This window comes from Thalassotalea euphylliae, from assembly GCF_003390375.1.
Taxonomy (GTDB): Bacteria; Pseudomonadota; Gammaproteobacteria; order Enterobacterales; family Alteromonadaceae; genus Thalassotalea_F; species Thalassotalea_F euphylliae_A.
In genome coordinates, this window is record NZ_QUOT01000001.1 from 3930333 (window position 1) to 3951236 (window position 20904).

Annotated in this window: 15 protein-coding genes; 8 read left to right on the forward strand and 7 right to left on the reverse strand. The window is 45.5% G+C overall.

Going from position 1 to position 20904, the window contains the following annotated elements; translation table 11 throughout:
• Positions 1–12 precede the first annotated feature (12 nt).
• Complete coding sequence (locus tag DXX94_RS17220; protein ID WP_116017793.1) at positions 13–1293, forward strand: allantoate amidohydrolase; 1281 nt, start codon at positions 13–15, stop codon at positions 1291–1293.
• 121 nt (positions 1294–1414) lie between these two features.
• Here the strand turns inward: DXX94_RS17220 and DXX94_RS17225 are convergent, their stop codons facing one another.
• Both DXX94_RS17225 and DXX94_RS17230 read right to left on the reverse strand, forming a co-directional pair.
• The gene (locus tag DXX94_RS17225) at positions 1415–3712 is read right to left on the reverse strand and encodes a TonB-dependent receptor (RefSeq protein WP_116017795.1); all 2298 of its coding nucleotides are present in this window, start codon (positions 3710–3712) and stop codon (positions 1415–1417) included.
• Between the two features lie 507 nt (positions 3713–4219).
• Positions 4220–4714 (reverse strand): DUF4174 domain-containing protein, encoded by a 495-nt coding sequence (locus DXX94_RS17230; protein ID WP_116017797.1) that lies wholly within the window; start codon positions 4712–4714, stop codon positions 4220–4222.
• Positions 4715–4951: 237 nt separating this feature from the next.
• Between DXX94_RS17230 and DXX94_RS17235 the strand changes: the two genes are divergently transcribed.
• Positions 4952–7144 carry a protein-disulfide reductase DsbD family protein gene (locus DXX94_RS17235; protein WP_116017799.1) on the forward strand — a complete coding sequence of 731 codons (2193 nt, stop codon included), beginning with the start codon at positions 4952–4954 and terminating at the stop codon, positions 7142–7144.
• The gene (locus tag DXX94_RS17240) at positions 7131–7784 is read left to right on the forward strand and encodes a thioredoxin family protein (RefSeq protein ID WP_116017801.1); all 654 of its coding nucleotides are present in this window, start codon (positions 7131–7133) and stop codon (positions 7782–7784) included. The genes DXX94_RS17235 and DXX94_RS17240 overlap by 14 nt, the downstream gene beginning before the upstream one ends.
• Before the next feature lie 165 nt (positions 7785–7949).
• Here the strand turns inward: DXX94_RS17240 and DXX94_RS17245 are convergent, their stop codons facing one another.
• The 5 genes from DXX94_RS17245 to DXX94_RS17265 all read right to left on the reverse strand — a co-directional run bounded on the left by DXX94_RS17245 (position 7950) and on the right by DXX94_RS17265 (position 14746).
• Positions 7950–9548, reverse strand: coding sequence for a serine hydrolase (locus DXX94_RS17245; protein WP_116017803.1), 1599 nt, complete (start codon positions 9546–9548; stop codon positions 7950–7952).
• A gap of 282 nt (positions 9549–9830) precedes the next feature.
• On the reverse strand, positions 9831–10922 hold the full coding sequence (locus tag DXX94_RS17250) for a BMP family ABC transporter substrate-binding protein (RefSeq protein ID WP_116017805.1): 1092 nt from the start codon (positions 10920–10922) through the stop codon (positions 9831–9833).
• 154 nt (positions 10923–11076) lie between these two features.
• Complete coding sequence (locus DXX94_RS17255) at positions 11077–12003, reverse strand: ABC transporter permease (protein WP_116017807.1); 927 nt, start codon at positions 12001–12003, stop codon at positions 11077–11079.
• Between the two features lie 5 nt (positions 12004–12008).
• Positions 12009–13124 (reverse strand): ABC transporter permease, encoded by a 1116-nt coding sequence (locus tag DXX94_RS17260; RefSeq protein ID WP_116017809.1) that lies wholly within the window; start codon positions 13122–13124, stop codon positions 12009–12011.
• Positions 13121–14746 (reverse strand): ABC transporter ATP-binding protein, encoded by a 1626-nt coding sequence (locus DXX94_RS17265; protein ID WP_116017811.1) that lies wholly within the window; start codon positions 14744–14746, stop codon positions 13121–13123. The genes DXX94_RS17260 and DXX94_RS17265 overlap by 4 nt, the downstream gene beginning before the upstream one ends.
• Before the next feature lie 203 nt (positions 14747–14949).
• Between DXX94_RS17265 and xdhA the strand changes: the two genes are divergently transcribed.
• Genes xdhA through uraH form a run of 5 tightly spaced genes read left to right on the forward strand, consistent with a single transcriptional unit; the run spans position 14950 to position 20904 of the window.
• Complete coding sequence (gene xdhA, locus DXX94_RS17270) at positions 14950–16569, forward strand: xanthine dehydrogenase small subunit (RefSeq protein WP_116018625.1); 1620 nt, start codon at positions 14950–14952, stop codon at positions 16567–16569.
• Complete coding sequence (gene xdhB, locus DXX94_RS17275; protein ID WP_116017813.1) at positions 16556–18982, forward strand: xanthine dehydrogenase molybdopterin binding subunit; 2427 nt, start codon at positions 16556–16558, stop codon at positions 18980–18982. Before xdhA ends, xdhB begins: the two co-directional genes overlap by 14 nt.
• Complete coding sequence (gene xdhC, locus DXX94_RS17280; protein ID WP_116017815.1) at positions 18975–20057, forward strand: xanthine dehydrogenase accessory protein XdhC; 1083 nt, start codon at positions 18975–18977, stop codon at positions 20055–20057. Before xdhB ends, xdhC begins: the two co-directional genes overlap by 8 nt.
• Positions 20054–20554, forward strand: a complete 501-nt coding sequence (gene uraD / locus DXX94_RS17285) for a 2-oxo-4-hydroxy-4-carboxy-5-ureidoimidazoline decarboxylase (protein ID WP_116017817.1) — start codon at positions 20054–20056, stop codon at positions 20552–20554. The genes xdhC and uraD overlap by 4 nt, the downstream gene beginning before the upstream one ends.
• Positions 20551–20904 (forward strand): hydroxyisourate hydrolase, encoded by a 354-nt coding sequence (gene uraH / locus DXX94_RS17290; RefSeq protein WP_116017819.1) that lies wholly within the window; start codon positions 20551–20553, stop codon positions 20902–20904. Before uraD ends, uraH begins: the two co-directional genes overlap by 4 nt.

Genomic DNA, 20904 nt, shown 5'->3' on the forward strand with positions numbered 1-20904 from the left:
GAGAGGTTGTAAATGGATGATTTGTCTACGCAGCTCGTCAGCCAATATGGCTTAAGAGCGATTGAGCGTTGTTATCAGCTAAGCCAAATAAGTGAGCTTGACGATGGCATTTTGCGCCAGTATTTAACCCCTGAACACCAAGCGTGCAACCAACAAGTGGCCAAGTGGATGAGTGAAGCGGGGATGGAAACATGGCAAGATGCGGTTGGTAACCAATGGGGCAGACTTACCAGTACTAGCCCTAATGCTAAACGCCTGATCATTGGCTCACATTTAGATACTGTGCCCTATGCTGGGGCCTACGACGGTATTTTAGGGGTGATGTTAGGGATTGAGGTTGCAGCCTTAGCTCAGCAAAATAAGCTTAGTTTGCCGTTTCATCTCGATATTGTCGGCTTTTGTGACGAAGAGGGTACGCGCTTTGCTACGACCTTAATTGGCTCGAAAGCACTGGCTGGCCAATTTGATCCCGAATGGCTGGCGCTCGAAGACCGAAAGGGCATTAGTATGCGCCAAGCCATGGTGGATTTTGGCTTAGATCCTAAGCTAGCAGCTGAACAAGGGGCAGCACTGTCATCAGAAGAACTATTAGGCTATTGGGAAGCCCATATCGAGCAAGGCCCAGTGCTGGAAGCACAGCAGCAACCGCTAGGTGTTGTTTCCGCAATTGCTGGTGCCAAACGTGCGGTTATTGAATTTATTGGCCAAGCTGGGCACGCTGGAACAACGCCAATGAACCTGCGTCAAGACAGCCTTACTGCAGCGGCTGAGTTTACCCTTGCTGTTGAAAAATTAGCCATATCAGCAGCGCAAAGTAGTCAACAAGGACAAGTGGCGACTATAGGTAGTATTGCTGCTAAACCGGGTGCGACCAACGTTATTGCCGGGGTGACAGAATTAAGCATTGATATACGAGCGCAGGAAGATGGTGCACTTGCAAGGCTGGTAACCGATATTGAACAAGCTGCATCAGCCATTACTGAAAAACGCCAGTTAACACTAAACTGGCAATGGACGCATGCAGCCCCTGCGGTGCAATGCGATAGCCAGATAATTCAGTTATTTGCCAAGGCATGCAAGCAAGTTACTGACTATGCTACTGTGCTGCCTTCTGGTGCCGGTCATGATGCCATGGCCATTGCCAATATTTGTCCTGTGGGTATGCTGTTTATCCGCAGCCCAGGTGGTATTAGCCATCACCCTGATGAAGCGGTGATTGACGGTGATGTTATTAACGCCTTAGCGGTGTTATACCAATCCTTAAACACCAAGGCGTTAAACGTTTTTAGCTAATAGTTGCGTAGACTTTCTCCTAAAAGCGCCCAGAAACCGTATAAAAAAGATAGAAAACACTATAAAAAATGCCTGCAATTGCAGGCATTTTTTATCTCGCTAGTTTTAGAGCGTTTTCAGCTTAGTAAAAACTATATCTTACTCTCGCCATCACTTGGCGCGGCGCAATCAGCTCTTCACCTGTGGCGTTAACACCAAAAACATCAGACATTCGTGAGTTAACACCGTCTTTGTCAAAAACATTGGTCGCCATCAAGTCAAAGCCCCATGTATCGTCATCTAAATCAAGTGAGAATCGTAAGTTAACCACCTCGTAATCATCTACTTGATCAATCGCTGGGTTGTTGAAAATTCGTTGCTCAAATTCACCGCGGTAAGTGTATTGCAGTACCGAGCGGAATTCGTGGCTAGCAATATTAGTGGTGTACTCTAGGCTAGCGTCCATGGTAAAGCCAGGTGCTTTAGCAAGCTCGTTGCCTTTAACATTTTCAGCTAATTCAGAGCGCAGCACATCGTCACCAGGGACAAAACCTAAGCCATCGGCTACCACGTTATCAAGGGCGAAGTAATCTTGGGTAATTTCTGAGTCTAATGCCGACATTTTCACGTCTAAAATTAAATCGTCGGTAAGTAGCGCAATCAACTCTAACTCTAAGCCGGTAATTTCCGCTTCCGGAATATTGGCTACACCGCCTTGGAAGGCATTGGGATCGGTTGCTTGGAATTGCAGGTTTTGATAATCGTAGAAGAAGGTTGCTAAGTTAGTGCGCAGTCGGTTATCCAATAGTTCGGCTTTAATCCCTAGCTCGTAAGCGTTAATCGTTTCATTTTCAAACGTTGGGAATACCAAAGGTTCAGAGTTATCAATAGCGCCGCTAATAAAGTCGAATTCGCCAGGTTCAAAACCAAAGGTTAAGTTACTGCCGCCCGGTTTAAAGCCTCGTGTATAAGAGCCGTAAACCATAATATCATCGCTAATATCGTATTCGACGGCAATTCGGCCTGTTACTTCTTCAACCGACGCCTCAATTAACGTAGGTTCAGGCGCAAAGAAGTTAGAAACTGCACTTTCAACATCGTCTTTGGTATAGCGCAGACCGGTAATTAAGCGTGTCGTGTCGTTGAAGTTATAAGTTGTTTGACCGTATATTGAAAACGATTCTCGACTTGGCGTGGCATCCGAAATAAAGCCGACATCACCGGCAAATACGTCAGGGAAAGATGGCACATAGCCATCTAATACGCCGTTGCCATTAGCATCTAACTCTTCACGTATGGTCACTTCAATATCTGTATCTAAATAAAAGGCGCCAACAATCCAATCGAGCTTGCCAAAAGCTGGCTCATTGGAAATTAAGTTAATTTCATGGGTGAAAGTTTCAACATTATTAATTTCAGGTAAGAAGGCGCTAATCGTGTATTCAGGGTTCGTGCCGTAGGCGTGGCGGTCGTTATCACGTTGCACCAAAATTTCATCTTCTTGCCAGCTACCTAAATATTTTGCGGTCGCAAAGCCCAAATCACTTTCCACGATCAGACCAACAAGTTTTGAGTCTAACTCGAATTTTGATTCAGTATCTTGGGCTAGGTTGCGCGCACCGGGTGTTGGATCGTCGATACCTTTAATTGCCGCCCCATTGCTGTCCGCCTCGAAGAATTGACCAATCAAGCGAAGGTTTGTGTTATCCGTGGCTTGCCAGAAGAAATCGGTTTTAATGGTAAGGTTATCGGCATCATCCAAGTCTTGGCCATTAAGTACGTTTTTTGAAAAACCATCGCGATCGTATTTAGATACTGACGTGCGCAGCGCGGCGCTATCGCCAATTGGTAAATTTACAGAGCCGCGCAATTGACTCAGGCTATGCTCGCCAAAAGTATAGTCAAACTTACCATTGGTTTCGCCTAACTCAGGGCGCTTACTGATCACATTGATGGCACCACCTGTCGAGTTTTGACCAAATAAAGTGCCTTGTGGACCGCGCAGTACCTCAATCAACTCAACATCAATAAAGTCAGTTTGTAGGGCGAAGGGTGAAGCGATATAAATACCGTCCATATGATAGGAAACTGACGGGTTCGCGACGATATTTTGGTTGGCTTCGTTACCAACACCGCGAATTGAAATAATCGTTTTAAAACCTTCGTTTTTCGCTACGGTGACACCGGGAGCAATAGCGCTAAGATCAACAAATGAAAGAATATTTTTATCCAGTAAATCTTCACCTGTCACAGCGGTTACCGCTTGTGATACATCTTGCAGGCTTTCATTTCGCTTTTCCGCAACGATGATAATTTCTTCGATCCCCGCGTCATCATCTAAGTTGTCTGCATAGGCGCTAGGTATCGAGCTTGCTGCTAAACTCGCCATTATCGCCGTGGCAATAGGTAAACGTTTAAATCTAGGTAACTCAGTGCTCATGGTAGTTCCTTTTTATTTTTAATATCAAAAGTTTGTTTTCATTACTTTTGATGAGCTGAGCAACACCTGAGCCAACATGAACCGATCGGTTAGGAATAATTTTAAAATCTTTTATAAACAACGTGTTAACTTGCTTGACCATGTGTTGACTCATACCTTTGCATAATCATCAACTCACAATTTGTAGAATAATTGCACTAGTGCTGTGCGTAAATTCGTCAGTTGCATCAATTTGGTCAGCTACAGATTTTGAAAAGTTATTGCTAATGAGTGGGTTAGCTATGTTTATAGTGGAAAGACACTTTCCATGTGTGATTAACGTCTACTCTATTTATGGTGTAAGGCTAACTATCGAGTAAGTGAAAAGTTATCGAGTTAGATTTATGTCGTTAAAGATGTTCTCGATAACTAGATAAGTAGATACCTTGTCTTTTATTCAAGGGAATTAACAGTGTTTAGACCAGAGGGACAAATAAACAACTGCATATATCATAGAGAATGGCATGTTTAGCGCAATTCAGCTTGTCGCATCGGCATAGTGTCAATCAGTGCTTTAATGCGCTCATAGCTTAAGCTTGCCAGTGGGTATTTCGCTTTTACATCGCCGTCTAAGCCAATCAAAATAGCACTATTACTATTCATTATTTGATGCTCTGTTAGTTTTTGCATCAATACTTGATCCAGTGTTGGTGTTCTTCTCATTACGGTATTGGGTAGTAATTGAAAGCTTTGTTGATTGATAAGTGCGTAAATGGCCAGTTTTCGCTCGGTTAAGCTCTCGTAGTCAAGTTCCCACATAAACGGCGTGAGAGGTGGTTGAGTATCAGAATGGATCAGTACTAGGCGTTTTTGCCATAAAAAGTCGCTGAACTGTTTTGTATCGGTACTTTTTTTCGTTACATGCTGTGGATTGTCTACTTCAAAGCCCACTACATTTATGGCAGTTAAAGATAGCGCTATGGCAAGCAAAAGTACTGCGGTAGTTAGTGACCTTTTGAGCATAATGTTCACCTAAATTTTGATATTTCGCTGTTTTCGTTGTTGGCTATGCCCTGAACCCGTCATCCTCTGATTATCAATGCGCGACGTGAATAGACGAGGAAATACTCAGCTAGGTATCGAACTAAATACGGTATGCCTAACGAGTCAGCTCATTTTGATCTTCAAATACGTTAAAGGTGTAGGCTATGATGGTGTAAATTTAACCAATACTCTTTATTGCTTCGCGCTTGTTAATTTATGAATCGTTTAACTTTTAATTTGGCTTTTGCTGTCGCTTTTACTGCAATAAGTATTACCGCTTTTACGCTAGCCAGTTTGCCAGCAAGCGCCGCTGAGCAACGATTTAATATCGCTAAGTTACAGGAATCGAGCAAAGCCCAAGGACCTCATATCCAAGTTGCGCTGCTAAGTGAATATAAAAGTATTTGGGCAGCAAGCGACACTAAGACTCAATGGCTAGGAATTTTGCTTTCGCCTGAGGATGAGTGGCATACCTACTGGCGCAATGCAGGGGATTCTGGCGAACCGCCAAGCGTGCAATGGCAAAGCAGCACTGAGATTGAGTTTGGCGAAATTCAGTGGCCAATTCCTGAGCAAATACCAATCGCCCATTTAGTCAATTACGGTTATAGCGGTGACACTTTGCTGATGGTGCCATTTACCATTAAAAGTTCAGCCGACTTTCCTGAAACCGTTAAAATTACCGCTGATTTATCTTGGTTAGTGTGCAAGGAAGACTGCATTCCCGGTTGGGCAACACTGAATATTGAGTTGCCTGTTAGCGATAAAACTGCAAATGACCCATCATTGTTGTCACCCCACGCGCCGCTATTTTCAAAAACACGAGCAACACTGCCAGATAACCGCTGGTTATCGGCGCAATATGAAATTACCGAAGATTATTTAACCTTGGCGGCTAGCTTACCTTATGAATCGAACTGGCAACTGTTGCCGTTTCGCAGTGATCTCATTCAGCACAATAGTCAGCAGCAGTGGTTGCTGGCTGAAAATGGTGCTGATGCCAATGTGTTGTTAGAAAAATCAGATTATTTTAGTCACTCTGAAGCAACGGTTAATTTTCTGCTATCCGACGGCAACAAAGGCTTTTATTTAACGGCAACGTTAAATGATTTAGCTGGCGCTGGTTCTGTGACTGGAGGCGAGAGTACCAGTTTAATAGGAATTGAGCGGGATGCCTCCATTGGGTTGATGCTTGTCTTTGCCTTTATTGGTGGGTTGATACTCAACATTATGCCATGCGTGCTGCCCGTGCTATCGCTTAAAGCGTTAGCGCTCGCTGCTGACAAACTAGGCCACTCAACAACAGGCAATCATTGGGGCTATTTGCTTGGTATTTTAGTGAGTTTTTGGTTATTTGCCGCGTTAATTCTCGTATTGAAATTAAGTGGTGAGGCCATTGGCTGGGGTTTTCATCTGCAACAACCTTTGGTGATTGCTGCGCTGTGTTTCTTATTCGTTTTTATCGCGTTAATGCTGTTAGATGTCGTGCCAAATGGCGCCGGCATCTCGGGCTTCTCAGGCATAGGTCAAAAACTTACACAAGGTAATAGCTTTGCTAGTCAGTTTTTTACGGGCGTATTGGCGGTTATTGTCGCTTCCCCTTGTACCGCGCCGTTTATGGCAACCGCTTTAGGTGTGGCGATGGTTAGCCCACCAGTGCATACCGTATTGATTTTCACTGCATTGGCATTGGGTTTTGCGCTACCCATGACGCTGCTCAGTCTTACGCCTCGCTTTGCCGCATTATTGCCGAAACCCGGTGCGTGGATGGAAACATTTAAACAGTTTTTAGCGTTTCCTATGCTCGCCACTGTGGTTTGGCTGCTTTGGGTGTTTTTGGGGCAAACTAATAGCTTAGGGCAATTATGGCTGCTGTCAGGTTTGTTGCTGTTCGCACTGTGTTTGTGGCTGGCGAGTAAAGTGGCGGGCAAGGCCTCTTATACGTCCGTTATGATTGCGCTCTTTATCGCCAGTTATGCGAGTTATCAAGGCAGCGAACAAGTTGGCTCTCAGTCGGCGAAATCCGCTAATAATGAATTTGAAAAAATAGCCCAGCCATTTAGCGAACAAAAATTAGCGACATTGCGTAATAACAATCAAGTTGTGGTGGTCAATATGACAGCAGATTGGTGTATTACCTGTAAAGTGAATGAGCAAGTCGCCTTTACTGATAGAGACTTGCAGCAAACGCTCGCACAAGAGAATGTGCATTACCTAGTCGGTGATTGGACTAACAAAAACAGGGAAATTTTAGCCTATTTAACGCGGTATCAGCGCTCTGGTGTGCCTTTGTATGTTGTTTATGCAGGCGGTGGGAAGGAGCAAGTGCTACCACAAATTTTAACCCCCAATATTGTAATTACGGCAATACAACAAGCACAACAGGAGCTTAATTATGTATCTCTTTAAACACTGGCAAAATGTTAATAAACGACTCGTAGCAATCTTGACATGTTCAGCATTGGTGTTGTTTTTATCGCCAGCTCATGCTGCTGCAAAAGTTGCTATTAAGGTTGACAGCGCAGCGCCAGATTTTCAATTAGTCAACACCCAAGGTGAAACGGTTAAGTTAGCCGATTTTGCTGGTAAATATGTGGTACTGGAATGGACTAATCACTTGTGTCCGTATGTGAAAAAACATTATGAAAGCGACAATATGCAAGGCTTGCAACGTAAGTATACCGAGCAAGATGTGGTCTGGTTATCGATTATCTCATCAGCTCCCGGCAAACAAGGCCACGTTAGCGCGACCAAAGCCGATGCACTGACGCAAGATCGCAATGCGTCACCAAGCCATGTATTGTTCGATGAAAGCGGCGATGTCGGCAAGCTGTACGGCGCAAAAACGACGCCACACATGTATATTATTGACCCTAAGGGGACGCTGCGCTACGCCGGTGCCATTGACAGTATTAAATCTGCAAACCCTGCAGATATTGCCAAAGCAACTAACTATGTTGAGGTCAGCATGAGAAGTTTGATGACCGGCGAGCCAGTCGACAAAAAAGTAACTGCGCCATATGGCTGCTCAGTAAAATATAAAAGTTAAAGAGAAAAGCAGCAAGGCTAACCTAATCGTATAAAGCTGCATGGCAATGGTTTCAGCCTGATCCCATTTGATGTTCATTTATATACGCATGTATGTTCATTTGGGGAAAGTGCAATACTTTCCCTTATATCATATTGCTTTTACTCAACGTAAACCTTGCTTAACTTAGATTTTAGTAAACTGCATATCGGCAAAGGTAAGCTGGCTCACCTTTTTACCGTTAACCGAAAATTGCATCACTTTTCCCATTTCAGGCACCAGCTCTAAACGCAAAGTATTGTCTTTGTTATAAGCTTCAGCATTAGCGTGAAGAATACCCCAAGAGACGTTTAATCGATTTTCCTTAACCTTTATCGTAATATCGCCAGCGAGTTGATGACGATATGTACCAGCATAGCTGGCTAACGGCAAAGTTAATTGTAAGGGCTGAGATTGCCGAGCTTGTCTTGCTGTGCTGATCTTATCGACAAAACCATTAAATGCGCTTGCCAGTTTTTGAATATTAGTTTGCAAATCGTTGTGGATCGCAAGGCGCTCTTCTGAATTATCGCTGAGCAAGTAGCGATAAATGGCATCAGCAATATGCTTGTTTAACGCATCTCCCAGTCGCCCTTCGTTATTGAGAATAATTACGCCAAGCTTTTGTTCGGGGAGAAAAGAAAGGTGTGCTGAAGCACCGGGGTAGCCTCCATTGTGGTGCAGCACTTGTAATGTCTGCTCGCCTGCTTGGTACTTGCCTATATACCAACCCCAGCCATAAGCCTCTCGGCTGAAAACTCGTTGTTTGTTTTTAGGATTTGGGACTTGCACTAACGGTTGGTGAGATTTACTGACAACTTCAGGTGGAAATACTTGCTGACCATCAATTTGCCCTTGGTTTAGCTGGGCAATCACAAACCTTGCTAAATCTTGCGTACTCGAAATTACGCCGCCAGCCGCATGCATTGTTTGTGCTGTTTTCATTAAGTAAATTGACTGCTCAGGAATCGCCGCACTGCTGGAGTATGGTAGTGCATAGGGCTTGTTGTTTGGAGGATTGTCTGCAAGCGTAGCGCTCGATGCTGTCATTTTAAGTGGCGTGAATATTTGGCGGTTAAGTGATTCTTGCCATGGCGTTTTAAGTGTTTGCTCATACCATTGGCTTAGCATGGTATAGCCAAGGTTAGTGTAATCAAATTCTCCTAGCTGACTTTCGGTGCTGGCGCTAACTTGCGCCACCAGTAGTTTTCTCAACTCACTGTTATGGAGTCCTGTATAGGCTAACGGCCACACCATCGAGTTACCGTCAAGGCCAGAAGTATGTGATAACAAATGTTGCGTATTAACTTTAGTCGCGTTTATTTGGGAGAACTTCAATGTGGGAAATAAGGCTGCCAATGTGGCTTTCGTGTTTAACTCTTCTTGGTGTTCACTAAGCAGTGCATTTAACGCAAATATGGGTTTAGTGACAGAGGCGATATAGAACTTTGTATTTGGATCGACGACACGTTTAGCAGCAATATCTTGATAACCAAAACTACCTTGATAGATAACTTGGTCGCTTTTGATGACGGCAATAGAGGTGCCAAATGGCAGGGAAAATGGTGCCCTTGCTTGCTGCACTAGCTGATCAAACACCTGCTTGGTTTGTTTGGATTGCGCAAAAGATTGGTAGGGCAATGTGGCAAGTGTCGATTTTTGTTCTGTGCTCGGCTCAGCGCTAAAGGCATCCGTTCGCCAAGTGGCTAAAAATAGTGTGGTTAGTACTAACAGTGTCCGTTTCATTAGCTTGAGCCTTGTTGTTTTTCCTGTTGGATAGACTAGAGGCTAATCACGGTTATCGGAAGAGGGATTCTCAACAATATTGTAACTGAATGATTTCTCTATGAGTTAGGAGCTATCTTAGCTACAAAGTCTAGTTAGCATGTAGTCTTAACTAGCTGTAATTAAGTGGTGCTATTAAAAAGCGGACAAGCCAATTTACCTATCCGCTTTATTGAGTCTGATTCGCTGCACTAGAATTCAACGAGTATGAATATAGCTATGAACCTAGTTAGGATCGCAGCGTTACTTTAACTTACCCTCAACACCAGCAACATAGTAATCCATCTTACGCAGGGCGTTATCATCCATAATTTGTCCATCAGCCAATATTTCTTGCCCTTGTTGGTTAACAATAGGGCCAGTAAACGGATGGAGTTTTCCTTCGGCGATTTGTGCTGATAAGGATTGAACTTTGGCTTTCACATCAGCTGGAATCGCAGAGCTTAGTGGTGCTAATTGAGTCATATCCGCATCCATTCCACGCCATACATCTGTTGACTGCCACGTGCCGTCTAACACTTGTTGCACACGCTTAGCGTAGAATTCCTTCCAATTGTGCACCGCCGCAGTTAAGTGGGCAGTTTTGCCGTATTCACTCATGTCTGAGTGGTAGCCAATGGCGTAAATCCCAGCGGCTTCTGCGGCTTGTAATGGCGCTGGTGAATCGGTGTGTTGGGTAATCACATCGGCACCTTGGTCAATTAAGCTATCGGCAGCTTCGCGCTCTTTACCTGGGTCAAACCAGCTATTGACCCAAACCACTTTAACTTTGGCGTCTGGTTTAACTGATTGTAAACCAAGGGTGAAGGCATTAATACCGCGTACGACTTCAGGGATAGGAAAGGCACCGATATAACCTATAGTATCAGTTTTGCTCATATGACCAGCGATAACACCGGTTAAATAGCGGGCTTCGTAAATACGATCGAAATAGGTGCCGACGTTTTTAGCGCGTTTATAACCCGTCGCGTGTTCAAATTTTACTTTAGGGAAGCGCTTCGCCACTTTAATCGTTGGGTTCATATAGCCAAACGAGGTGGTAAAGATTAAGTCGTGCCCACTTTTCGCCATTTGAGTGATCACCCGCTGTGCATCGGCGCCTTCGGCAACATTTTCGACAAAGCTAGTTTCGATTTTGTCGCCAAATTTTTCCTCTAAATATAGGCGAGCTTCGTCGTGTGTGTATGTCCAGCCTGCTTCACCGGTCGGGCTAACATAAACAAAGCCCACTTTAACGTTGTTGTCTGCAGCCATAGCGCTACTCGACATTAAGCTGGCGTTTAACCCAATACCAATGCTCAGGGCTACGGCTAACTTCTTCATCACTTTTTTCATTTTTACTGCTCCATTGTAGTGAAATTTTTATTCTTAAATTTGTTTTGTTTTGTTTTGTTTTGTTTTGTTTTGTTTTGTTTTGTTTTGTTTTGTTTTGTTTTGTTTAGTTTTGTTTTGTGCTGTTTTTTGAGTTGAGGCTAAGCAGAGCGAAGCACTAGTGACCTTTATGCCAAGGTTTAGCCAGCGACATCGGCTCAAATAACCGCTGTTTTTGTGGATCTCTGCTGAGAATGAACAGCACAGCTAACGTGGCAAGGTAAGGCATCATGGCAAGTAAATTACCGTCAACTGAAAGTCCTAAGCCTTGTGCGACCAAGTGCATAATGCTGGCAAAGCCAAACAAATAAGCGCCAAGCATTACGCGCTCAACTCGCCAACTGGCGAATACCACTAAGGCCAGCGCAATCCAGCCGCGACCTGCGGTCATGTTTTCCGTCCAAAGTGGGGTATAAGCCAGTGATAAGTAGGCGCCTGCGATACCGGCTAGCGCGCCGCCGAACATTACAGCTAAATAACGAATACTCATTACTGGTAAGCCTAAGTTACTGGCAACACTTGGGTTTTCACCCACAGCACGGACAGCAAGCCCAGCTCTGTGGTGCTTAAAAAACAGGTAGGCGAGAATCACTAACACCCAACTGAGATAGACAATGGCGTCTTGTGCAAACAGGGCTTTACCAATAACTGGAATAGCAGCTAAGCCGTCAATGGTTAATGCAGGTAAGGCGGTCACGGTTTTACCTTCGTAATCGGCGCCAATAAATGCGGACAAGCCGGTTGCTAAAATAGTTAGGGCAAGGCCTGCGGCTACTTGGCTAGCGTTTAAATGCAGCGCAATAAAGGCAAAGGCAAGCGATATTAGCACCCCCGTCAGCGCCGCAGCGCCAAAGCCAATTAAAAAGCTGTCGCTGTGATACATGGCAATAAAGCCAGCAACGGCGCCAAGTAGCATCATGCCCTCTTGGCCCAAGTTCAGTACGCCGCTCTTTTCACAGATAATTTCACCTAAGGCAACCAAGAGTAGTGGTGTACCGGTGCGAATAGTGGCATATAAAATATTGGTAATTAGTTCGATATCCATAACGGTTATTCCTGAGCTTGTGGAGCAAGAGAAGACGAGGTGTTGTCTGCGCTGTTGCTTTTGTCAAAACGTTTAAAGCGGACGCGATAGCGGATTAATACATCGCAAGACAGTAAGAAAAACAGCATAAGTCCCTGAAAAATTCCGGTGATAGCATTAGGTAGACCAAGCTCAATTTGTGCCATTTCACCGCCCATATAGATAAGCCCCATTAGTAGGCCCGCTAAGGTGATGCCAACCGGGTGTAAGCGCCCTAAAAACGCGACAATAATGGCCGCGTAGCCATAGCCAGGTGAAATTTGCGGGACTAGCTGACCAATTGGCCCCGCCACTTCGCCAGCTCCGGCTAAACCTGCCAACGCACCGCACACTAACAATACTAGGGTGACGAGTTTAGTTTGATTAAAACCAGCCATTTTTGCTGCCGACGGGTCTTGCCCCAACACTTGGGTTTGAAAACCCAGAAAACTCTTACTGATAAACAGCCAGCTAAGCGCCATCGCGATAGCGCAAAATACTAAGCCTAAGTGCAATCGGGTGTCAGCAAATAACACAGGCAATAAAGTACTGTCGCCAAACAGCGCACTTTCAGGGAAGTTAAAGCCATCCGGATCTTTAAGTGGCCCATGCACTGCCCACAATAAAATATTCAAAGCAATGTAATTCATCATAATAGTGACGAGAATTTCATTGGTGTTTAAACGCAACTTCATAAAGGCGGCAAGCGCTGCCCAGCCTATACCGCCTGCAATGCCAGCGAGTAGCGTTAACGGCATGGCCCAAATACTGTCAGAATGCACGAATAAGGTTGCTACGGCAGATGCGGCGACACCGCCCATCAGTAATTGGCCTTCGGCACCGATATTCCACACCGAGGCGCGAAAACACAGCGCTAGGCCATAAGCACACAGTAAAATAGGAATGGTTTTCACCAGTAACTCGCTGATGCCATACCAGTCAGCAATTGGCGCGATAAAAAATGTGTATAAGGCTTCACTTGGTGATTGGCCTAGTGCGGCAAATAAAATATAGCCAGTGAGCAGGGTCAGCAGCACGGCAAGCAATGGTGAACTATAGCCCCAAACAGTAGAATGCTGAACACGGGCTTCTAGGCGGATCATAAACTAGCTCCTGATGAAGTTTGTGGCTTAGTTGGCAAAGGAACAACCTTGCCATCAGATACGTGTGCTGCCGATGGTGCTGCTCTTGGCAAGCCAAAATCTCCGGCCATCCAACGGCCTAACAAGGGTAAAGGGACTTCGTCTGTTGGCAGAAAAGGGGAGAGCTTGCCATCACAAATGGCGCCAAGGCGATCGCAAATTTTGTATAGCTCATCCAAGTCTTCAGAAATCACTAGTACCGCACAGCCTTGATCGCGCAACTTAATAATCGCTTGATGAATGGCGACTTGAGCGCCAATATCCACACCCCACGTAGGATGCGACATCAACAAAAACTTAGGGGCTTGCTCAATTTCACGGCCAATAATAAATTTTTGTAAATTACCGCCAGATAAGCTCACTGCTTGGCTATGGTTACCTGCGGCTTTCACTTTGTATTTGTCGATGATTTTGTTGGCGAGCGCTTTGATCTTGTTTTGTTTCAGTATGCCTTTGTCGAATAACCCTTTACCTACTAAACCATGGTCAAAACTGGTCAGTAAGGCATTTTGGCATAAATCCATTTCTGGCACGGCGCCTCGCCCCAAGCGATCTTCAGGTACAAAGGCAAGGCCCAAACGTCGGCGCTTAAGGGGAGACATGGCATCAACAACTTGATTGCCAAAGCGAATGGCAGAAGATTTAGCGTTAGTTTGCTCACCAGATAACGCCTTTAATAGCTCTTCTTGGCCATTGCCCGCCACGCCTGCAATACCCACAATTTCACCAGGTTTGACACTGAGGTTGATGTTTTGCAGAGCAATATCAAATAAGCCCTCAGGCGTTGTTGATAATTCACTGACGCTAACAAAGTCGTCAATACCATCACTTAGTTGAGCGCGTTGCTTATCATTGCTGATCGGCGTGTCATCACCCACCATCATGCGAGCCATGGCTTCAGGTGTTTCTTGTTTGGGGGAGCAATGCCCGCTGACCTTGCCAGCGCGTAAAATCGTGGCGCTGTCACATAGCTCTGCAACTTCATGTAGTTTGTGGCTAATAAAGAGTACAGAACAACCTTGCTGTTTTAGTTGACGTAGCGTTTTGAAAAGCGCTTGAACTTCTTGTGGCGTTAGTACCGATGTAGGTTCATCTAAAATGAGTAGCTGAATGTCGAGTAATAAACAGCGGACAATTTCAACACGCTGGCGCTCGCCTGTTGATAAGGTGGAAATGCGGCGCTCAGGATCGAGTGGCATGCCATATTGCTCTGATGTTGCTTTGATCCGGCTGGCAAGCGTTGCCGGTTGACCCGCTTGCTCACCGAGCGCTAAGGCAATATTTTCAGCGATGGTTAAACTTTCGAATAATGAAAAGTGTTGAAACACCATACCGATACCTAAGGCGCGCGCATCGGCAGGTTCATTGATCGATGCTACTCGACCATTCCATAAAATTTCACCTTGGTCAGGTTTGACCACGCCGTAAAGAATTTTCATCAACGTGCTTTTGCCAGCACCGTTTTCACCGAGCAAGGCATGAATTTCGCCATGCTTTATTTGCAGTTCAATATCGTCATTAGCTTTGCAACCAGGATATTGTTTGCTAATTCCCTGCATTAATAGCCGATTCTCGTTCTTCATGTGTAACACCCAATAGCAGACTGATTTGCAAAATTAGTCAATTGCCTAATACTTAATATTGACCGATCGGTCATGTTTGGTATGGGTTGTGCAATAACTTGACCAATAATTAATTTTTTTCTTGAAGGTTTTGCTCTGAAAAAAATTAAAAATAATCACAAGCCACTGAAAATAAAGGGCTTGATAGAATGAAGGAAGGTAATGTGATTCGGTTTTTAGTTAACGACACACCAATAACACTGGAAGAGTGTGCACCAAGTCTCACCGTTTTGGACTGGCTTCGCACCAAAGTGGGGAAAACGGGCACTAAAGAAGGGTGCGCAACAGGTGATTGCGGTGCGTGTACGGTATTAGTTGGCCAATACGTAAACAACGCATCAGGTGAGCGTGTTTGGCAATATCAGGCAATTAATAGCTGCTTGCTATTGGTGGGTAATGCCCATGGCAAACACATTGTTACCGTCGAGGCGTTAACGGAACAACTATCGCCATTGGTTGAAGCGACACTTGACCAACTGCACCCAGTACAGCGTGCCATAGTTGAATGCCACGGCTCACAGTGCGGTTTCTGCACGCCGGGGGTGGTGATGAGCTTAATGGCGCTATATCTGAATCACGAAAACTACCCGGGCAAGCAAACGGTTATTCATGCCTTGGGCGGTAATTTATGCCGCTGTACGGGCTATCGTCCAATTCTAGACGCTGCCGAGAAAATGTACCAATACCCAAGAGTTGAGCGTCTGTGGCACAGCCAAATGGAACAAACAGAACAGCATTTGAACAACAGCGATTCAACGCCATTTCTTTGTACGTCTTTACCTGATGACTCGCTTGCTGACAAACAACTACCTGAAAACCAGCAAAGGTTTTTCTATCTACCGCAAACGGCCGCTGAGCTGATCGCACTCAAAAACCAGTATCCAGAAGCTCAGTTGGTGGCAGGTGCAACAGATTACGCGATAGAGCTTAGCCAGCAACTTGTACAACCTCAAATTCTGATTTCGGTTAGCCAAGCTACTGAGCTATCGCAATTGAACATCACTGAAGACGCCTTAGAAATTGGTGCGGCACTGCCTTATCGTCAGTTTGTTGATACCTTTTGCCAAGAATATCCAGAAGCGAAAGAGTTATTTGAGCGTTTGGGCTCAGAGCAAGTACGCAGTGCTGGCACATTAGGAGGGAGTTTAGGTAATGCCTCGCCTATTGGTGATCCTGCGCCGCTGCTGATTGCGCTTAATGCGACGATGGAGCTGGAATCAAGCCAAGGCTCAAGAAAAATCGCGGTAGAAGACTTTTTTACCGGTTATCGGGCAACAGTGTTAGCGCCTGATGAAGTGATTACTAAAGTAATTGTCCCTAAGCGACCAGCGGCAATGAAACTCGCCTGTCACAAAGTGTCTAAACGTTTAGAAGATGATATTTCAACCGTGTGTTTAGTACTGGCGGTGACGCTTGATGCTGAACACACACAAATCAACTTAGCACGTTGTGCTATGGGGGGGATGGCTGCAGTTCCCGCACGGGCAAGTCACATTGAACAAGCGTTAATTGGTCAACCTTATGTTGCTGATAGCTTTACACAAGCGGGTGCTGTCGTTGCGCAAGATTTCTCGCCAATGTCGGATGTAAGAGCCAGCAGCGATTATCGCTTAACCGTTAGCCAGAACTTGTTAACCCGTATCGGTATTGAGTTTTGTCAGGCAATTGCTGTTACTCAAATCGCAGCCAATGAAGCAGTACTAGATTCCGCGCCGCAATCTACATCAGAAACACTGTCAGCACCAGCTAAACTAACGACGAGGATTTCCCATGCGTCACTTTGAAACCACTCAGTCAGATAGTAAACGCGGTGCTATTGGCCAATCGAAACACCATGATAGTGCCATTAAGCAAGTATGTGGCTCTGCCAATTATATTGACGACAACCCTGAGCCCGCCGGCTGCTTGCACGCCTACCCAGTCACGGCGCCTTTTACTTCAGGCATCATTAAAGGGGTTGATACTAGCAAAGCACAAGCCATAGCTGGCGTTAAACGCATTTTCTCGGCTAAAGATGTGCCGGGAAAAATTGATATCGGGCCTATTTTTGCAGGGGATTTACTGCTCGCCAGCGATGAAATTGAGTTTCATCACCAGCCAGTGTTGCTGGTGGTTGCTGACAGCTATGAAACCGCACGCCGAGCCGCTCGCTTAGTGGAATTCGATTTTCAAGAGCAAGAGGCCACAACCGACATTGAAACGGCAATTGCTGATAAAAACTGGGTTAGACCACCGCATGCACTGACCAGAGGCGATGCTCAAGCAGCAATTGCACAGGCTCAGCATGAAATAAACGGTGAAATGCATATTGGCGGCCAAGAGCATTTTTACTTGGAAGGGCAAGTAGCGATGGCACAGCCCAATGGTGATGGTGGCATATTCGTTCAATGTTCAACCCAACACCCAACTGAGGTACAGCATTTAATTGCTAAAGTGTTAGCTCAGCCATTTCATTTTGTCACGGTTGAAATGCGCCGAATGGGTGGGGCATTTGGTGGTAAAGAAACACAAGCGGCGCCTTGGGCATGCTTGGCAGCATTAGCCAGTTATCACTTAAACTGCGCGGTAAAACTGCGCTTGGCTCGGGCAGATGATTTTCGCCTAACCGGCAAGCGTCATCCATTTTTTAACCGCTATAAAGTTGGCTTTGATGAGCAGGGCGTTATTGCCGGCGCAGATATTGAAGTGAATGGTTACTGCGGTTATTCGCCTGATTTATCGGATGCCATTGTTGACCGTGCCATGTTCCATGCCGATAACGCTTATTATTATCCTGCGGCTAAAATTAGCGGTCATCGCTGTAAAGTGAATACCGTAAGCCATACCGCTTTTCGCGGCTTTGGCGGCCCACAAGGGATGATGGTTGCAGAGCAAATTGTTGATGATATTGCCGCAGCACTGGGCAAAGATCCACTCACTGTACGCAAAGCCAATTTGTATCAACAAGGTCGGTCAACCACCCCTTATCATCAAGAAGTTGAGCAGCATGTATTGATTGATATGATTGAGCAGGTTGAACAGCAGGCCGATTATTGGCAGCGTAAAGCTGACATTAAAGCGTTTAACCAAACCTCGCCAATCATCAAAAAAGGTTTGGCATTAACCCCAGTAAAGTTTGGTATCTCATTTACCGTACAGCATTTAAATCAAGCCGGTGCCTTAGTAAATGTTTACTCTGATGGTTCGATTCACCTAAATCACGGCGGCACCGAAATGGGGCAGGGGCTTAACACTAAAGTGGCGCAGGTGGTGGCACATGCATTTGGCGTTGAGTTAGACAAGGTGGGTATTACTGCTACACGTACCGACAAAGTGCCGAATACTTCGCCAACGGCGGCCTCAAGCGGTACAGATTTAAATGGTATGGCAGCGCTTAATGCCGCAAATACCATTAAAGCGAGATTAACCGAATTTATCGCTAAGCACTTTTCGGTGGAGCAAGCCAGCATCCGCTTTTGCGATAACACTGTGTATCACGACAAAGGTGAGTTGAGCTTTGATGAATTGGCGGGCTTAGCGTATTTAAATCGTATTTCGTTGTCATCAACCGGTTATTACGCGACACCGAAAATTCACTACGATCGCGAACAAGCCAAAGGTCGCCCGTTTTTTTACTACGCCCATGGTGTTGCGCTTGCCGAAGTGGAGGTGGACACCTTAACTGGAGAAAACACCGTCACTCGTGCCGATATTTTGCACGATGTTGGCCATTCACTAAATCCAGCTTTGGATATTGGCCAGATTGAAGGGGCATTTGTGCAAGGTATGGGCTGGTTAACGACCGAAGATTTAGTTTGGAATAAGCAAGGTCAGCTAGCCAGTTTTAACCCTGCAACCTATAAAATCCCAGCTATTGGCGACACGCCTGCGGAATTTAACGTTAGCCTTTATCAGTCAGCGAACCCTGAGGCGTCGGTCTTTCGCTCAAAAGCGGTAGGTGAGCCACCATTTATGCTCGCCATTAGCGTTTGGAGTGCTATTCGTGATGCGGTGAGCAGTGTCGCCAACTACCAATGTAAGCCAAGGCTAGACACTCCTGCAACACCTGAGCGAGTGCTGGCGGCAGTGCAAGCGGCACAAGCATTTAGTCAAGCTGATACCAGTCATTCGCAAGCTGAGCCGTCGCAACTAAATCAATCGCAGCATAGTCAGTCGCTAAAGGCTAAGAAAAAAGATGAGGAGGTGACATATGAATAGTTCCAACTCAAGCAACAATGTGCATGATGAACAAGCAGTAAGTCAGTCGTTAAACCAGTCTTTTCAAGGCTTTCATCACCAAAGCTGGTCTGAGGCAATAGCTGAACAAAATCGCTTGGGCAATGATTATGTTATCGCGACTGTGCTTGGTACTTCTGGCTCAACGCCAAGGGCGTCAGGCAGTAAAATGGTGATCACTGGCGAACAGATTTACGACACCTTAGGTGGTGGTCATTTGGAGTTTAAAGTTATTGAAAAAGCTCGCCAACTGCTCGCGCAGGGTGAAGCGGTGCAAGTGGCTGAGCAGTTTCATTTAGGTGCTAATTTAGGCCAGTGCTGCGGCGGTGCTACTGTCATCATGTTTGAAGTAATGATGTCACAGCATATGAATTTAGATATTTACGGTGCTGGCCATGTTGCCCAAGCGCTGGTTAATGTTTTAGCGCACTTGCCTATTCGCATACGCTGGATAGACAGTCGGGCTGAGGTGTTTCCACAGCAGTTGCCCGCCAATGTAACAAAAATTGTTGACGAAGAGCCGGTTGAACAAGCCAAGCGGGCGCGCGCAAATACCGCCTATTTGATCTTAACCCACAATCACCAACTCGATTTTGCCTTAACTGAAGCCATTTTAAAGCGTGATGATGTACGTTGGTTAGGGGTGATAGGTTCAGACACCAAAGCCAAGCGTTTTCAGTATCGGTTAGGGCACAGAGGCTTCTCTGAACAACAAATAGCGAGTATGCAATGCCCTGTTGGCATCGATAATGTATCGGGCAAGTTGCCGATGGAAGTTGCGGTATCTATTGCTGGTCAGTTGATCGGGCTCTATCAGCAGAAAAGCCAAGAGCAAAGTCAGCAAAAAGGCCAGCAGCAAGATCAGCAGAAAAGCGAGTCAAAAGACCAGCAAACGCCAATCAATAATAAATCGAAAAAGCGCAATGGCCTGCAGTGGCAAGAACTAACTGCGAGTTTTGCAACTTCGCAAAGCAGTGCAAAGAAAAGTAATGCGGAAAAAAGCGCTAAACAAAATCATGTGTTAACAGAAGATGTACAGGAGGTCGTTAACCAATGACAGTAGAACAATTTAATTCACTTGATGATGCTAAGGCGCATGCTGCACTGCAAAGTTGCTGTGTTGCGCCGCGCTGGATCGATCAAATGTTGTTAGCTAGGCCCTTTGTCTCACGTGAGCAATTATTATTTCAAGCGCAGCAAACATGGCAATTATTAGGAGAGAGTGATTACTTGGCGGCGTTTGAAGGACACCCACAAATTGGTGATGTGTCAACGCTAAGTAAAAAATTTGCGAACACCGCCAAACTCGCAGGCCATGAGCAATCAGGTATGAGTCAAGCTGACGAACAAGTGTTAGAAGAAATGTTGGCACTTAACCAAGCTTACTTAGCTAAATTTGGCTTTATTTTTATTGTCTGTGCAACCGGAAAGTCGGCACTTGAGATGCTGGAACTTATTCGCGAACGTATTGATAACGAACCTGCAGCCGAACTTGCCATTGCTGCTGCCGAGCAAGCCAAAATAACAAAAATAAGACTGGAGAAATTAGTGTGAGCAGAAGTCCTATTACCACTCATATTCTCGATACAAGTACCGGCCAACCAGCCAGTGGTGTGCCGGTAACCTTGTTTCAGCTTAACGACACCACTAACGAATGGCACGAACTATGTGCCGCTGACACAGATGCAGATGGCCGCTTGATTGATTGGTTGCCAGCAGCGTTAGCAATTGCCCACGGTACATACAAATTGGTATTTGATATTGATGCATACCAATCACAGGCTAGTGACGCGCCAGCCTTTTATCCTTATGCGGAAATTTGTTTTCGCGTATTAGACGACAATCATCACCATATTCCACTGCTATTGTCGCCATTTGGTTATTCAACGTATCGAGGAAGTTAA

What these genes read in the sequence shown, in the direction of transcription:
- DXX94_RS17245 (WP_116017803.1), bottom strand. Translation starts at nt 9,548, where the DNA reads ATGAAACGGACACTGTTAGTACTAACCACACTATTTTTAGCCACTTGG.
- DXX94_RS17230 (WP_116017797.1), bottom strand. Translation starts at nt 4,714, where the DNA reads ATGCTCAAAAGGTCACTAACTACCGCAGTACTTTTGCTTGCCATAGCG.
- DXX94_RS17255 (WP_116017807.1), bottom strand. Translation starts at nt 12,003, where the DNA reads ATGGATATCGAACTAATTACCAATATTTTATATGCCACTATTCGCACC.
- DXX94_RS17250 (WP_116017805.1), bottom strand. Translation starts at nt 10,922, where the DNA reads ATGAAAAAAGTGATGAAGAAGTTAGCCGTAGCCCTGAGCATTGGTATT.
- DXX94_RS17240 (WP_116017801.1), top strand. Translation starts at nt 7,131, where the DNA reads ATGTATCTCTTTAAACACTGGCAAAATGTTAATAAACGACTCGTAGCA.
- uraD (WP_116017817.1), top strand. Translation starts at nt 20,054, where the DNA reads ATGACAGTAGAACAATTTAATTCACTTGATGATGCTAAGGCGCATGCT.
- DXX94_RS17235 (WP_116017799.1), top strand. Translation starts at nt 4,952, where the DNA reads ATGAATCGTTTAACTTTTAATTTGGCTTTTGCTGTCGCTTTTACTGCA.
- DXX94_RS17225 (WP_116017795.1), bottom strand. Translation starts at nt 3,712, where the DNA reads ATGAGCACTGAGTTACCTAGATTTAAACGTTTACCTATTGCCACGGCG.
- DXX94_RS17260 (WP_116017809.1), bottom strand. Translation starts at nt 13,124, where the DNA reads ATGATCCGCCTAGAAGCCCGTGTTCAGCATTCTACTGTTTGGGGCTAT.
- DXX94_RS17220 (WP_116017793.1), top strand. Translation starts at nt 13, where the DNA reads ATGGATGATTTGTCTACGCAGCTCGTCAGCCAATATGGCTTAAGAGCG.
- DXX94_RS17265 (WP_116017811.1), bottom strand. Translation starts at nt 14,746, where the DNA reads ATGAAGAACGAGAATCGGCTATTAATGCAGGGAATTAGCAAACAATAT.
- xdhC (WP_116017815.1), top strand. Translation starts at nt 18,975, where the DNA reads ATGAATAGTTCCAACTCAAGCAACAATGTGCATGATGAACAAGCAGTA.
- xdhB (WP_116017813.1), top strand. Translation starts at nt 16,556, where the DNA reads ATGCGTCACTTTGAAACCACTCAGTCAGATAGTAAACGCGGTGCTATT.